Origin of the sequence: Helicobacter sp. MIT 11-5569 (assembly GCF_000765695.2) — a bacterium.
Classification (GTDB): Bacteria; Campylobacterota; Campylobacteria; order Campylobacterales; family Helicobacteraceae; genus Helicobacter_D.
Genome location: NZ_JRPB02000002.1, coordinates 30991 through 46047 on the forward strand (window position 1 = coordinate 30991; position 15057 = coordinate 46047).

A 15057-nucleotide genomic window follows, 5' to 3' on the forward strand; every position below is an offset into this window, starting at 1 on the left:
GAAGCTTTTATGGAAAACATTATTGCCTTTGGGATTGTTGCAATTTTAATTGTTATTGCGCCTTATTTAAGCTCTTTAACGCGTTTGCCTCTTGTAGCTGTGGAGATTATGCTTGGAGCTTTAGCCTTTCATTTTGAGTTGTTTTCACAATCGGAATCTTTAGAGTTTGTCGCACATATTGGCTTTTTGTTTTTAATGTTTTTATGCGGTTTAGAAGTGGATTTAAAGACTTTTACAAGGCTTGGTAAAGGATTCTTAAAATCTGCATTTTTGTATTTTTTAGTGCTTTATTGTGCAGCACTTTTTTATGTGTTAAATACAGAATTATCAGAATTTTATGTTGCGGCATTGCCTGTTATGAGTCTTGGAATGATTATGGCAATGCTAAAAGAGTATCCAAAAGATACTCCATGGTTGCAATTAGCACTTAATGTTGGAATCTTGGGGGAATTAATTAGTATCGTTGCTCTTGTGGTGTTAAATGGTGCGTATTCGCATGGTTTAACTTGGGAGCTTTATGAGACTTTGCTCGTATTATTTTTATTTTTAACTGCAATTGTTGGAATCTTTAAAATTGCCGATGTGTTATTTTGGTGGTTTCCTGCATTGAAATTCTTTCTAATCCCCAAAAAATCAAGCAAGAATCAAGATATTCGTTTTAGTGCAATGTTGTTTTTTATTTTAATTGGAATCACACAAGTTTTAGGGCTTGAAAGTGTGCTTGGAGCGTTTTTAGCGGGAATGATTTTAGCAACTTATTTTCATCACCAAAAAGGGCTTGCGGAGAAGCTTAATGAGTTTGGTTTTGGATTTTTTATCCCTTTGTTTTTTATTTATGTTGGTTCGACATTAGATTTAAATTTAATGCTAAAAAACTTACATTTGCTTTCTTTGACCTTAAACATTATCGTAATTATGGTAGCATTGCGCTTGATTGCTGCTTTTGTCGCTTATAGAAGATATTTTAAAAGTTATGTAAAAACCCTATTATTTGCCTTTAGCCATTCAATGCCTTTGACTTTTTTAGTCGCTACTGCACAGCTTGGAATGCAATTTGGCGCAATTAGCACAGAAGAATATTATGCACTAATTTTAGCAGCATTAATGGAAGGGATATTTTTAACAATTGGAATCAAGCTAATTTATAGCTATTGGATAAAATTGTGTAACAAAGAGTTAAAATGTTAGACAATTTCAATGCGTCCATTATTGCGGCGGATTTTTCCTTCTAGTTCATATTCAAATAGGATTTCTCCAAAGTGCAAAAAAGCTTCTTCAAAGAAAGGGTTGTTTTTGCAAAATTCCAAAACTGCGTCATTATGCGCAGAATGATTGGGTGTTTGTTTGGAATCTCCATAAAAACGCGCACAAAGATTATCTACAAAAGCATCAATATCCCAAATAATTTCGGCTTGATGATTTTTGGCTAAGTGTTGTGTTCCTTGACTTTGTCCAATGTGATGAGGGGGGACAAAAATCTTTTTATGTAGAGATAAAGCATAATTTGCGCTTTGCATTGAACCGCTTTTTAAATCTGCTTGAGGGATAATTACGATTTCACCTAAGCTAACTACAATATTGTTGCGTTCTAAAAAGGAGAATTTACGCGGTTTGTAAGGAGAGGTAAATTGGCTTAGCACCAAACCTTGTTTGTAGATTTCAGAAATGATTTTTGCATTATTTGCAGGGTAAATAATTTCCAAAGACGCAGGAGAAATCATGATAGTATTAGGCAAGGAATTAGTATGCGCAATGATGTCTATGCCTAATGCGCCACCACTTACGGTTGTGATTCCACATTTGCTTAATTTTTGGGCAAGTGTTTGGGTAAAATTTTGTGCGTAAGGGTTTGGATTGCGTGTGCCAACAATAGTAACTTTTGGGGTATTTAAAAGTTCTAAATTTCCACAATAATAGAGATTTTTAAGATTTTTAATGTGCGAGAGTGCAGAGGGAATTTCTAAAAGATGAGGGAAGTTTGGATAAGAAGAAAGCTCCAAATCATTCTTCTTTTTGGACAAGATAGATTACTATGGAATCTACAAAGCCATAATGACGATAACCATCGCCTTCACCTTCGCCTTCAAATTGGTCTAAAATTGCTTTTGCCTCGTGGTTTTGGAGTAATTTAACGAGTTCAAAACTTTTTCCATAACGTTCAAAATAACGTTTTAATGTAATTATCCAATTGATTTCAGGGTCGTTCAAGGCTCTTTCGATTTGTTTTAAATACGCAATTTTTAAAAGAGAGCCAATTTTATCTACCCAGTAATTGATTTCTAAATATTCACCAAATACTACCATAGCATGTTTTGCATTTCCATCGTATGCGTAGGGTTTAGCCTCTTCATAATGGCGTAAAAAGTCCTTTGTAAAGTCTTTAAATTGTTGCATTGAGCGTAGGCTTTCAATTTCATCAATTAAAGAATAAACCTTTTTAATATCTTTTGCTTCAATAGCATTTAATAGAGTTTCTTTTTGTTGCATAAGAACGATGCGTTCATTTGCTGCGCGTTTAAGTGTAGGGAATACAAGTAGTGTTTCGGCAATTTGTTTTGCTTCATCATAGTGAAAGTTTTTTTCTAGTTCAATTAAGTTTGCAAGCATACGTTCGCCGACAATTAAAACTTTTTTATATAAATCTGTTTCGCGCAAAAAAGAAAATTGAAAGGTTAAACTAAAATATTCTTTGAAATTTTGTTTTTTAATGAGTGCTTCAGCTTTTTCAAATACATCACAATTACGCAATAATTGGATAATCAATTCTTTTTTAGGGGTATTGTTAAAAGGTGCTAAAGATTGTTCAGCTAGACGCTTATTGGCATTTGCATTTTCGATTAAAAGTTTTTTGGCATTAAAAAATGCTTTATTCCAAATGTTTTCTAATTTTTCATACGCTTGTGTTTTGGTAAGAAACTTTGTAGTTTGAAGCATTTCATAAGCTTTTGTGAAGTCTTTTTTGTTGATGAGTTCTAAAAAGGTTTTAACACCACCTTTTTGTGCAAGATAAAAATCAAATTCACTTTTTTTTGTAGGATTGACAACAAAAGGCGCGGTAAGTTCGATTGCCTCTTCAATAGAATCTTGATTGAGTAAATCAATAGCTTGATGTAAAATCTCTGGCCACACTTCATCAAAAACCTTCGTTAAAGGGTGAATGCTTAAAAATATATTTTTATTGATTGCTTCTCTTGCGCTTTTATAGTCTTTTTTATCAAGGCTTTCTTTTAATTCTTCTTTTCCTTCATTATAATCAATAATCAGTAAAGCCCCATCAATAGAGCCGATATATAGATGTTCTAATGAGAAAGTTAAAGATGCAGTTCCAGCGTGGTCGTTTTTAATCTCTATGGTTTTGGTATTATCTTTTAGAGCAATGACATAGAGTATTTCAGAACGCGTGCCAACAAGAGCGTAATTTTCTTCAGAATCTATGGCAATACTTGTAGGCCAAAAAGCAAAAGGATATTCTGTTGAGATGATTTTTCCATCTCTTAGACTAAAAATGATAGAAGCATTATTGCGACAAACAAGAATGAGCTTTTCATCATTATCAAAAAATGCAGAATCTTCTACAACATCACTTGTTGAAAAGTTGAAAGCAATTTTATGGCGAAGCATATCAAAAATCAGTGTAAATTTATCAAATCCACTAATGGCGACAAATTCTCCTGATTTTGAAAATTTGATTGTAGAGATATAATCAGAGCGTGCAAGTAGAGAAATGATTGGTAAAAAACTTTTTCCATCGTAGAAAAATACGCGCCCATCTTGACCGCCTGTAGCAAAAAAATGCCCATCATGCGAAAATGCAGAGGATTCTATATCTCCATCATGGTCATTTAAAGTCGCAATATGCTCGGGTTTATAATCTTTAAATTTTAAAATAAATGCCTTTTTTTCTCCAAAAATTGGGATACAAAAAAAAGCTTGTGGAGAGATTCCAAAGGCATGGGAATAGCGGTGCGGAGATTCTGCATTTTTAATCACTTGGGCACTTTTGGAAATTTTTAAGGAAGAATTGATTTCTGCAATATGAAAAGTATTATCTACGCATAATGTAGAATCTTTGGACGGCACAATGCTTAAAACGCTACCTTGAAGCTGTTGCGTGGATTTTGGAGTTGTCATATATCTTCCTTACAAAGAATTTTTGATTTTAGCATATTTTCTTTAAATATAAAGAATCTAGGGTGATATGATTTCATTAATATAAACAAGCTCAATACCGCTATTTTCTAGGTAATCTATAGCATTTTTAAGTGCTAAAAATGTAGCTTCATGTGGGTGTCCAATCGCAATAGCGTAGCCTTTTTTCTTAGCAATTTGCACGGCTTGAATGATTTGTTGCGTAATGCTTGGAATCTCTAAAATATTATCTAAAAAAACATCACGTTCCAAAGGGGTTTGCTGACATGGATTAAATGCGATATAGGGAGATTTTTCATAAACGGCTATGGTTTTTGTCGTCCCAATGGTTCTGGAATCTACAAAGTTGATATGGTGTTCTTTTAGTGTTTCTAAAAGTAGCGACATAGAATCTAAATCCTGCGTGAATTTACTACCCGTGTGGTTGTTTATGTAGCTTAGATTTGGAAAATCTTGTTTGATTGCGGTAATGTAGGATTCTATTTTTTCTTTGGAATCTCCTGCAAAAAGCCATCGATGTTCTTTTTGGTAAAAATTTAACGCTTCAAGGGGTAGATGAATCATATAAAAAGGAGCAATTTTAGCAATTTTTGGAGTATCTGGATTGATTTTGCTTTTTGGAAATAAAGATGGGGTAAGCTTAAAAGGAATCTGCAAAATGGCTTGGTATTGTGCAAGGGTGCTAATATCATCAATAATAATAGCAAGCTGAGGTTTATGGCGCACGCAAAGAGTAGGGTTTGCAGAATCTGTTTTTGGATTTTGTTGAGAATCTTGCTGGGTTTGGGCAGGTTGTAGTTCCTGTGAAATTGTAGAATTAGAAGTTGTGGAATCTTCTGTTGTTTCATTTTCTGCAATTTCATCTTTTTGCTCTATTGTAGAATCTTCGTTAGGCATATTTTTGAGTTGTTCTAAATGCTCTTTTAGGAAATTAATATTTTTTTGAATAAGCTCTATATTGTTTGTTGCAAGTGTTGCGTTGCTCTCAACTATTGATTCTATTAGCTCTTTTGATTCTTTTAATTCTTGGGATTTTAATACTTGCTCTTGCTTTTTTGGTTTTGAAGAAGAATCTTTAGGGATAAAGTTAAAGGTCAAAAGAATCAATAATAGAGATACGATTCCTATTGTAAGGGGTTTAACTCTATCCATTGATTTATTTTTCTAATAAAATCTCAACTTCAAGCGTATTGAAATTTTGGTTAGAATCAGTTTTAATATCAATTTTTTGTGCTTTTGTGTATTTTTTAATAACTTCTAAAATTTCTTGTTTCATCGCGTCCATATAAGGCACATTAATTGCACGCTCATGTGCTAAGATTAGAGTTAGTCGGTCTTTTGCTTCTTGCGCAGATGATTTTTTGTTGTTAAAGAGACTTAAGAAACTCATTTAAATAACCTTCCAAAAAAGCCTTTTTTGCTTTTTAGTTCTAAAAATGAAACATCTTCTCCTAAAATGCGTTTTGCGATATTTTGATAAGCCTGTGCCGCCAAAGAATCGCTGTAAATAACAGGTTCTCCCATGTTTGTAGAAGAGATAATTTTTTCATCTTCTGGAACGATTCCAATTAGAGGCAAAGCTAAAATATTTAACACATCTTCAACACCTAACATTTCACCTTTTTCTACCATTTCAGGTTTTAAGCGGTTAATGATAATGTGTTTTATGACTTCATCGCCATCTTTTGCTTTTTTACTTTTTGCATCAATGATTCCAATCACTCTATCTGCATCACGCACGCTAGAAACTTCTGGAGTGGAGATAATAAGTGCTCTATCTGCTAGAAAAATCGCATGTTCAAATCCCCCCTCAATCCCTGCTGGAGAATCTAAAAGCACAATATCAAAATCTTCTTTTAGCTTATTAATTAGCGTAGCAACTTTTTCTTTATCTAAAATATTTTTATCTTTGCTTTGACTTGCTGGCAGAAAATAAAGATTCTTTGTTTTTTTGTCATTAATGAGTGCTTGAGAGAGATTACACTCGCCTTCCATTACATTGACAATATCATAGACAATGCGGTTTTCTAAGCCTAAAATCATATCAAGATTCCGCAATCCAATATCAAAATCTACCGCTACAACTTTTTTACCAAGTTGTGCTAAACCCACAGCGAGATTTGCAGTAGTAGTTGATTTGCCAACACCACCTTTGCCTGAAGTAATTGTAATCACGCACCCACTCAAAATTCACACCTTTTTACAAAATAAAGTTCAAATTATACCGTTTGCTTCGTTAAAAAAACGATAAAATTTATAAAATTTTTCTAAAAAAGTGTTGCAGAATTTAAAGATTTAATCTGATAGCTTTTGCGGTGAATTGGGCATAATCCAAATTGTGTAATTGCTTTGATATGTGCTTTTGTCCCATAGCCTTTGTTGCGCGCAAAATCATAGTGCGGATATAAATGTGCCATTTCTTGCATTTCTGTATCTTTTGCGTGTTTTGCAATAATACTTGCAGCACTAATTGCGCGGAGTTTGGAATCCCCTTTTACTAAGGTTTTTAAATGCGGAATCTTAAAGTTACAATTCCCATCAAAGACATAAAAAGGCGCATTAAGTGTATTTAAAATTTCTTGTAAGGATTCTTGTAGGCATAGACTTAAGCCTTTTGTATCAATAGCTTTTGCGTCTTTTTTGACAAGTTTAAATTCTACATAGTCTTGTAGAGAATTTGCAAGAAAATCGCGCTTTTTTTGGCTAAGAGTTTTGGAATCTCTAAGTGCGCTTTCTAAGTTTTTGGGAAGATTTTTTAAAATCACTCCACATACAAAAAGTGAGCCTGCTATACAACCCCTTCCTGCTTCATCAATGCCACAAAGTGTTGGATATTGCTCTAATGGAATCGCGAGAGATTCTAGGATTTGCCGCAATGGCTTTTGTGCCAAAGCTTCGCAAAATGTAGAATCCCAAGAAAGTTTGATTTCTCTGGGCATAGCCAACCTTACAAAAAGAATCTTAAGTGTATTTTTGTATCATTGTGCTTTGAATTTTACAATAGAATCCTTAAGCTTGCTTAAAGCATTATTTATTACTTTCCTCCTTTTTGTCTATTGCACTCCTTGCACAGCATTTGACAATTTTCCCTTATTGTCTTGCCTCCCTTGCTCCAAGGTGTGATATGGTCTGCCTCCATTTCTCCTATCTCTAGCCTTACCCCACCTTTAGGGCATTTTTTGTTCGCACAGATTCCGACTTGTGCTTCATAAACTTCGCGCTTCGTGTTCTCATCAAATATCCTTAGATTTAAATGCCTTGCATCACCGCTTAGCACATACTCATAAATCCCGCTTTTCTTTTGCACTTCGCTATCTTGCATGAGCTTTGCTATTTGGCTTTCAAGCTCATTTTTATCTAGGGGCTTATCTTTGTAGCGGTTATACAAAAGTCCCCATTCTAGCCCTTTTTGTTCTTTGCGATAATTGAATTTCATCTCCACCCAATCCACCACCGCGCTAAAATACCCCCACAGCTCATCGGCATTTTTAGAATCTTTAGCATTTCTTGCCATATATTCACATATCTCCCTTTCATCACGTTTATTCACTATCCACGCGATAGCGGATTCTAAAAACTCTTGGCGAATACTTGAACCTTTTAAGTATTTCCCTCCTTTTTGTTCGGCTAGAGAGTTTCTCTTGCTAAATCTCCTCTTAGCATCACTTAGCCACGCACTCGCATAGACTGCATTTCTTAGCTCTTGGTCTGTGAGTTTCTCTCCTGCGATATTGATTACCCTAAACCACTCTAGCTTCTCACTATCGCTTCCCTCACACACATAAACCATCAGCTCATAGTTTAAAAATGCTTCTTTTTTGTCATCAGGTAAATTATGAAAATACACGCTATTGAGTGAAAAATCTCCCTTATAATAATCACAAATACTAATGCTTCTTTGCTGCCCATCAAGCACTTCGTATTCATACTCCGCACTTTTATCATTCCTCACCCAATACATACTATTTAGCGGGAAGCCTTTGCTTATAGTATCTATCACCGCATCTCTTTGGGCGTCTTTATAGACAAACTCTCTTTGGTATTTTGGACGGATATTAAGACTTGCTTGAGAGCCCTTAGCGAATGCCACCACCTCGCCACTCTCCTCATCTCTCTTATATCCTGCCACTAAGTCTTTAATCTTGATTCTATGTAGCTCTATTTTCATTTATTTTCCCTTGTTTTTTGCAGATTGCGGGCGGATAAGGATTCGGGCGTAAATGCTTTGATAAAGCTCACCCGTTTCACAATTTCTAAATGCTGGGGGCTTTTTATCAAGACGTTTATCCCATTTTCTATAAAGTGTGCCTTTTGCGTTTATTGTAAATTTACCCGTCCTATTGCCATTCTTATCCAAAATTTCCATTTTTTTCTCACAAGAAAACTCGCAACTACCAACAATTCCTAAGGCGACTATCTCAAACTGCTGTGGATTATGCTTGTCTAAAAAGGTCAGGGGCACGCCCATAACGCCATCGTAATCTAGCGGAATCTCCGCAGTCTTATTGACATTAATTGCGTCATAATTATCATACTTAGGGTATTTATCGGGATTTTTAGCATAGCTGTGAATCGTCTCTAACAATTCGGTGCGTTTTTTATGGTTTAAATTTGTTAGCCAAATAACGCCAGAAACTCTTATCATGCCTTCTCTGTGGTCGTTAGCGGTCGCATAATCCTCATAATGATAGTTGATAAAGTGCGCTGCCCCGCCTTTAAATCCATAGCCTAACCATATTTCATTGGTTTTAATGTATTTAAAAATCTCTTTATACGAAATAGCGTTTTGATGTGCCACTATCACAAACTTTTTCTTATGCTGCATAAGCAATGCGACATATTCTCGGAAGAGCGAAAAGGGCGGGTTGGTTACCACAATATCACTATGTTTTAGCAACTCTATGCAGTCTTTTGAGCGGAAATCTCCCGCATTACCCAACCCCTCGTCCTCATACACCCCAAAAAGTGAGGTTTTATCTGCATCGGATTTTAGAATTTTAAGGCTATTTTTTAATTTGTGCTTGTTCTTTTCAAAATTATCCAAAGTTTTTTGGCTTTGTTTTTCGCGACAAGAAAGAGAGAGGGAGAGAACTTTTTGGATTTGTTCAAGGTTTGGGGATAGATTGCAATCCCTGTAAATGCGTATCGCATAAGCCTTTTGTGGAGAATCCTCTTGGCTAATTTCTCTGAAATTTTGGCTTTTATAGCAGGTGCAAATTAGCTCTTTTAGCTTTAAATGCTTAAAATTTAGAAAGAAATATTTAAAAAAGTTAGACGCTAAAGGGTCATCACAATTACACAGCACGACTTTATCTTTAAAATGCTCCTTATAGTGCTTTAGCTCATTTTCTATATCACTAAGTTGCGTATAAAACTCATCGTTTTTGTTTTTCTTTGCTTCGTGTAGATTTTTGGATTTGTTTTGCATTGTTATCCTTGCAGTTATTTTTCTAGGATAATTTGCAAAACTTCTTTAAACTCACTTACAGGGTGGATTTTTAAGCCATCTTTGACTTCTTGTGGAATCTCATCTAAATCTCTTTCAAAATTTTTCTTAGGGATTAAAACTTCTTGCATTCCAGATTTATATGCAGCAATAAGCTTTTCTTGCAAGCCGCCAATAGGCAGAACTTTTCCACGTAAAGTAAGCTCTCCTGTCATTGCGACATCTCCCTTTGCTTTTTTGTTTGTGAGTAATGAAGCAAGCGCGCTTGCAATAGCGATTCCAGCACTTGGTCCATCTTTTGGCGTAGCTCCTTCTGGAACGTGCAGATGAATATCAAAGCGATTATAAATTTCGCTTTGCTTAGGCTTGATTTTTTCTTCTTTTTCTTTTTGTGTTTGAGGAATAAGCTTAGAATCAATCTTTAGCACCCCACTATCTATGAGTGATTTTACATAAGAATACGCGATTTTTGCACTCTCTTTCATCACATCGCCCAAATTCCCCGTCAAATGCAAACCGCCTTTGCCTTTGATTTTGAGTGCTTCTATTTTTAGCACATCTCCACCTACGCTTGTCCAAGCAAGCCCATTAACAAGCCCAACTTCTGCATTTTTGCTCGCATTTTCAAACTCAAAGACAATTTTGTCTAAGTAATTTGGCAATGTTTTTGGGGTAATTTGAATCTTTTTGGAATTTTCTTGTTCTATGTTTTGTAAAATTTGTTTGCTAACTTTACGCAAAATCTCCGCAATCTTGCGTCTAAGATTCCGCACTCCTGCTTCTCTTGTGTATTTTTCAATCAGCATTTTAATTGCTGCTTGTGTGAAGCTAATTTCATTGCTTTGCAAGCCATGCTTTTTAAGCTCTTGGGGGATTAAATATTTCTTAGCAATTTGTTCTTTTTGACTTGGTGTGTAGCTATTAATATTGATAAATTCCATTCTATCGCGCAAAGGAGCAGGAATCGCGCTAATATCATTTGCAGTAGCTACAAAAATCACTTGACTTAAATCTAAATTGAAATTTGTGTAATAATCTCTAAATTCTTTATTTTGTTCAGGGTCTAAAATTTCTAACAATACAGAAGATGGGTCTCCGCGAAAAGAATTGCGGATTTTATCAATCTCATCTAGCACAATGACGGGATTTATTTCTTTAGCGTCAATCAATCCTTGCACGATTCTGCCGGGCATTGCTCCAATATAAGTGCGGCGATGTCCTCTTAACTCGCTAACATCTTCCAATCCTCCTAATGCAATCCGCACTAATTTACGCTTTAAAGCAGTAGCAATGGAGTTTGCGAGGCTTGTTTTACCAACTCCCGGGGGTCCATAGAAACAAAGAATTGTGCCTTTAGCTTCTGTGGAATCTATTTTAGAATCCTCTTTTTGGCGAATTTCTAAGAGCTTGCGCACTGCAAAATATTCTAAAATGCGTTCTTTTGGTTTTTCTAGGGCGTAATGGTCTTTGTCAAGTTGTTTTTGCACCGCATCAATTTCTAAATCTTTCTTTGCAATTTTTCCAAAAGGAATATCAAGGACGATTTCTAAATAGTTTTGTAATAAATTTGCGTCTGCGCTATCTTGGTGCATTCTTGAGAGTTTATTAATTTGCTTTTGTATTTCTTTGTAGGCATCTTTTGGCATAGCGTGTTTTAGAGATTCTAGCTTTTGGCGATATTCTTCAATTTCAGAATCTTTATTAGAATCTCCCCCGAGTTCTTTTTGGATTTGCTTGAGTTGTTCTTTTAAGAAATATTCTTTATTAACTTTTTCCATTTGAGAATTGACTTTATTTTTAATCTCATTTTGGATTTGTTGCGCGCGGATTTCTTCCATTGTAATTTCAATAAGACTTAATAAACGCTCTTCTGGATTTTCTTCTTTGAAAATTTTATAAGCTTGGTCTTTTTTTAAACGAATCGCACTAGAGATTAAGTCTGCTGCGCGGTTTGGGTCGCTTGTATCATTGATGCTTTTTAGCAAATCTTGGGGAAAATTTTGTGCGATATTATAAAGTAAGCGTAATTTTTCTTTCAAAACTGCTAAAATCGCTTCAATACGGATAGGGTCATAAGATGAAGAAAGAATTGGAGCAACTCTAGCAATACGTGGATTTGTAGATTCCATTTGTAAAATACTGCCACGACTTAAACCTTGAAATAAAATCTTAACTCTCCCTTCTGGTAAGGGGACGCGGCGCATAATTGTGCCAATTATCCCAACATCATAAAAATCTAAAGTCTCCTCTTCTTCGGATTTTAAAGGGGCGATGAAAATTAATTTATCTTTGCTCTCCATTGCAAGTTCAACAGCTTTTAGATTGTCTTCATCGCTAATAAATAGTGGAGCAATCATAAAAGGATACAGAAGCATATCCTCATCAACAATAAGGGGCAAATCTTTTGGAAACTCACCATAACGTGTTAATTGCATATTTGCTCCTACCATTCAAAGAGTTTCTGATACCAAGGCGATTCTACATCGTTGCGTAATACATCTTTTAGCCATTGAACTTCTTGTGTCTTTTCCAAATAATATTCTGCTCCGCTACCTTTTTTCTTGCGTTCATATAATTGTGCAATTTCTTCATTTAAAGTGAGATTAGATAATTCTAAGCGTAAAAGCATGGAATCTACCATTGGGCGATAACGAGAGTAAGGGTATTGCTTAGTGAATTCTTTGGCATCTCTAATGGAATCTAAAAGTAATTGTTGGTCGCGGAATTGCTTAGAAAAGGCAAAATAATTTGCTTGTAATTTTAAAAACCTAATAAAGTCAATATTTTCTGGACTTCCAAAACGTTTTGTGAATTCATCAAAGTAGAATCCTGCAAGCATATATTCTTCTTCTTGCATATGCGCACGCCCTAGAATTAACATTGCTTCGCTTAATAATGGAGAATTTAAATGCTCACTTTGCAAGGATACAAAATAGCTATCTGCTTTTTCTAAATCTCCATTGCGGATTTCTTTTAGCATATTTTGATACCAATAATCTGCCGGTTTATTGACTTCATCAAGAGCGAGACCGCTATTAGTTTTTGATGAGCAAGCACCAAAAAGCAAGACTAAACAAAGACTAAGAAAAGAAAATTTCATCATTTTAAACACTTTTAGATTCCTTTAGGTTGATTTTATTTTAATTTTAAAAGGTTTGGAGACAAAATTCAGCCAAACTTAATAGATGGGCGTAATTATAGCGGATTTGCAGGAAATTTTTCTAAAATTTAGATAAATAAAATTGATTTTTTGTTTTAATTGCGATAAAATGCAGAATTTTGATACTAGAATGCTGTGTGTTAAAAATTAATCTTTTAAAGAAAGGCGTGTAAGGAATAGGGTATGGAATTTGAAGTAAAATCGCCAATTTTGGGTTTTGAACAAATTAAAAAGATGAAACTAGAGAAGATTGCAAAAGATGATGAAACTTTTATGCAGCTCAAAAGTCTGCATGATGATGGGATTTCTTTTACTTTGATTAACCCTTATAGCGTGCGTTCTGACTATGAGTTTGAGATTCCAATGCCTATTAGAGAAGCATTAGGGTTGAAAGATTCCACAAATGTCGCTGCCCAAGATCATCAAGTCGTTACTTTAAATATTGTTTGTATTCAAGAGCCTATTCAAGATTCAACAATTAATTTCTTAGCACCTGTATTGTTTAACTTCGAGAATAAAACGCTTGCTCAAGTGGTGTTAGAAAACCAAAAATATGAAAATTTTGGGCTAGCAGAGCCTATTTCTAAATTTTTTGATTTCTCCCAACAATAATTTTCAATGAAAACCTTAATCCTTGTCGGTTATGGAAAAATGGCAAAAGCCTTAGCAGAAGGCTTAAAAGATAGCTATGAAATTTTTGTTTGCGGTAGGGATTCTGCAAAAATTCAAGCTTTTTGTGATGCTTTAAACGTCTCTCCTCTTTATTTAAAAGATTCTACACTTGAGATTGCAGATAGAGAAATTTTGCTTTGTGTCAAACCTTATGCTTTAACATCTTTTGCTTTTAAAGGCAAAGCAAAATGCGTGTATTCGATTTTAAATGCTGTTACGCTTGAGCAGTTAAAAACTGCGATTTCTTCAGAATCTTATATTCGCGCAATGCCAAATGTGTGTGCAAGCGTGAAGCAATCTATTACAAGCCTTTGCGGGGATTTAGCAGCTAAAGAAGATGCCTTTAAAATTTTTAACTCTATTGGAAAAAACATTTGGCTAGAAGAAAAGAATTTTTCTATAGCCACAGCTCTTGGCGGGTGTGCTCCGGCGTTTTTGGCACTTGTTGCAGAATCGCTAATTGACAGTGGAGTAACATATGGTCTAAGCAGGGAAGATTCTACGCAAATTGTTCAAACACTTTTTGGTGGATTTTCTACTCTTTTAGAACAAAGCCACCCTGTGCTTTTAAAAGAAAGCGTAATGAGTCCTGGAGGTTCTACAGCTCAAGGTATCGCAGCTTTAGAAAAACACGCTATTAAAAATGCTTTTTTAGAGGCAGTTTTAGCTTCTAAAAATTTCGCTTAACTTGCAAAATCTGCCAGTAATTGCAATTTTAGGAGGAAGTGGCTCGGGTAAAACTGCGCTTTCTTTGGAGATTGCAAGAGAGAAAAATTGCGTTATTCTTTCTTTGGATTCCTTAAGTATTTATAAAGAGATTGATATTGCAAGTGCGAAACCTAGCCCAAAAGAGCGCGAAGGTGTTACGCATTTTGGGATTGATGTGTTATCGCCCAAACAGACGCAAAATGTGCAAAATTTCATCACGCAATACCATAGTGCAAAAGAGTTTTGCAAACAATACAACAAACCCTTATTAATCGTTGGCGGGAGTAGTTTTTATCTAAAAACCCTGCTTAGTGGAATCTCTAGTTTGCCAAAAATAAAAGAATCCACAGCTTTAAAGATTCAAGATTTGGGAGATTTAGAGGCTCAATACACTTTTTTGGCGCAGATTGATAGCACGTATGCAAGTTTGATAAAACCTAAAGATTCTTATCGGATTATGCGCGCTTTGGAGATTTATTTTAATGCAGATTGTATTCCTAGCGTGTATTTTGCAAACAATCCTCCTAAGCCTATTTTAGAGCATTGCGAAATTTTTGAGATTCTCTTAGATAGAGAGATTTTAAGAAAGAAGATTGCATTACGCACAAAGATGATGCTAGAGCAAGGATTAATTGATGAGGTTAATGGGCTAATCACGCGTTATGGAGAAGTGCAACAATGGGCTAAAAGTATAGGAATCAAAGAGGTTTTAGCCTTTAGGCGGGGAGAAATAAATTTACAAGAATTAGAATCCTTAATTACAATACACACAGCACAACTTGCTAAGCGTCAAAGAACTTTTAATAAAACGCAATTTTCTGCGCATTTTTGTGGGGAGAATTTAGAAGTGCAAGTTGCTATTAAGCGTGCATTAGCTTAATTTTGGAAAAAGTTTGTTAGAATTTTGAAATTTTTTGGATTT

General features: G+C 35.0%; 14 protein-coding genes. 4 read left to right on the forward strand and 10 right to left on the reverse strand.

From position 1 onward, the window contains the following. The first annotated feature begins 9 nt into the window (after nucleotides 1–9). Nucleotides 10–1188 carry a cation:proton antiporter gene (locus LS70_RS02355; protein WP_034290383.1) on the forward strand — a complete coding sequence of 393 codons (1179 nt, stop codon included), beginning with the start codon at nucleotides 10–12 and terminating at the stop codon, nucleotides 1186–1188. Here the strand turns inward: LS70_RS02355 and LS70_RS02360 are convergent. The 10 genes from LS70_RS02360 to LS70_RS02405 form a co-directional block, all read right to left on the reverse strand. Then, the gene (locus LS70_RS02360; protein WP_201273952.1) at nucleotides 1185–2000 is read right to left on the reverse strand and encodes a DNA-processing protein DprA; all 816 of its coding nucleotides are present in this window, start codon (nucleotides 1998–2000) and stop codon (nucleotides 1185–1187) included. The two genes, LS70_RS02355 and LS70_RS02360, sit on opposite strands and share 4 nt — an antisense overlap. 1 nt (nucleotide 2001) lies before the next feature. Then, the gene (locus LS70_RS02365) at nucleotides 2002–4131 is read right to left on the reverse strand and encodes a WD40 repeat domain-containing protein (RefSeq protein WP_034290380.1); all 2130 of its coding nucleotides are present in this window, start codon (nucleotides 4129–4131) and stop codon (nucleotides 2002–2004) included. A 57-nt stretch (nucleotides 4132–4188) separates the two neighbouring features. Next, entirely contained in the window at nucleotides 4189–5301 is a 1113-nt protein-coding gene (locus LS70_RS02370; RefSeq protein WP_034290379.1) for a divergent polysaccharide deacetylase family protein, read from the reverse strand. 4 nt (nucleotides 5302–5305) lie between these two features. After that, entirely contained in the window at nucleotides 5306–5539 is a 234-nt protein-coding gene (gene minE / locus LS70_RS02375) for a cell division topological specificity factor MinE (RefSeq protein ID WP_034290377.1), read from the reverse strand. Further along, nucleotides 5536–6336: a septum site-determining protein MinD gene (minD, locus tag LS70_RS02380; protein WP_034290375.1), complete on the reverse strand. Its 801-nt coding sequence runs from the start codon at nucleotides 6334–6336 to the stop codon at nucleotides 5536–5538. Before minD ends, minE begins: the two co-directional genes overlap by 4 nt. Nucleotides 6337–6416: 80 nt before the next feature. After that, on the reverse strand, nucleotides 6417–7088 hold the full coding sequence (locus tag LS70_RS02385) for a ribonuclease HII (protein WP_081949824.1): 672 nt from the start codon (nucleotides 7086–7088) through the stop codon (nucleotides 6417–6419). Nucleotides 7089–7183: 95 nt separating this feature from the next. Then, complete coding sequence (locus tag LS70_RS02390) at nucleotides 7184–8317, reverse strand: HNH endonuclease family protein (protein WP_034290373.1); 1134 nt, start codon at nucleotides 8315–8317, stop codon at nucleotides 7184–7186. Further along, nucleotides 8318–9577, reverse strand: coding sequence for an adenine-specific methyltransferase EcoRI family protein (locus LS70_RS02395; protein ID WP_034290371.1), 1260 nt, complete (start codon nucleotides 9575–9577; stop codon nucleotides 8318–8320). A gap of 14 nt (nucleotides 9578–9591) precedes the next feature. Next, on the reverse strand, nucleotides 9592–12030 hold the full coding sequence (gene lon / locus LS70_RS02400; RefSeq protein WP_034290369.1) for an endopeptidase La: 2439 nt from the start codon (nucleotides 12028–12030) through the stop codon (nucleotides 9592–9594). An 8-nt stretch (nucleotides 12031–12038) separates the two neighbouring features. Beyond that, nucleotides 12039–12698: an outer membrane protein assembly factor BamD gene (locus LS70_RS02405; protein ID WP_052083419.1), complete on the reverse strand. Its 660-nt coding sequence runs from the start codon at nucleotides 12696–12698 to the stop codon at nucleotides 12039–12041. 240 nt (nucleotides 12699–12938) lie between these two features. Here LS70_RS02405 and fliW point away from each other — a divergent pair, with 240 nt between their 5' ends. From fliW to miaA, 3 genes are read left to right on the forward strand one after another with little or no spacing between them, the layout of a single operon-like run. After that, nucleotides 12939–13367, forward strand: coding sequence for a flagellar assembly protein FliW (gene fliW, locus LS70_RS02410; protein WP_034290367.1), 429 nt, complete (start codon nucleotides 12939–12941; stop codon nucleotides 13365–13367). Between the two features lie 6 nt (nucleotides 13368–13373). Next, on the forward strand, nucleotides 13374–14114 hold the full coding sequence (locus LS70_RS02415; protein WP_034290365.1) for a pyrroline-5-carboxylate reductase: 741 nt from the start codon (nucleotides 13374–13376) through the stop codon (nucleotides 14112–14114). A gap of 1 nt (nucleotide 14115) precedes the next feature. Next, on the forward strand, nucleotides 14116–15015 hold the full coding sequence (gene miaA, locus LS70_RS02420) for a tRNA (adenosine(37)-N6)-dimethylallyltransferase MiaA (protein WP_236096424.1): 900 nt from the start codon (nucleotides 14116–14118) through the stop codon (nucleotides 15013–15015). The last annotated feature ends 42 nt before the right edge of the window (nucleotides 15016–15057 follow it).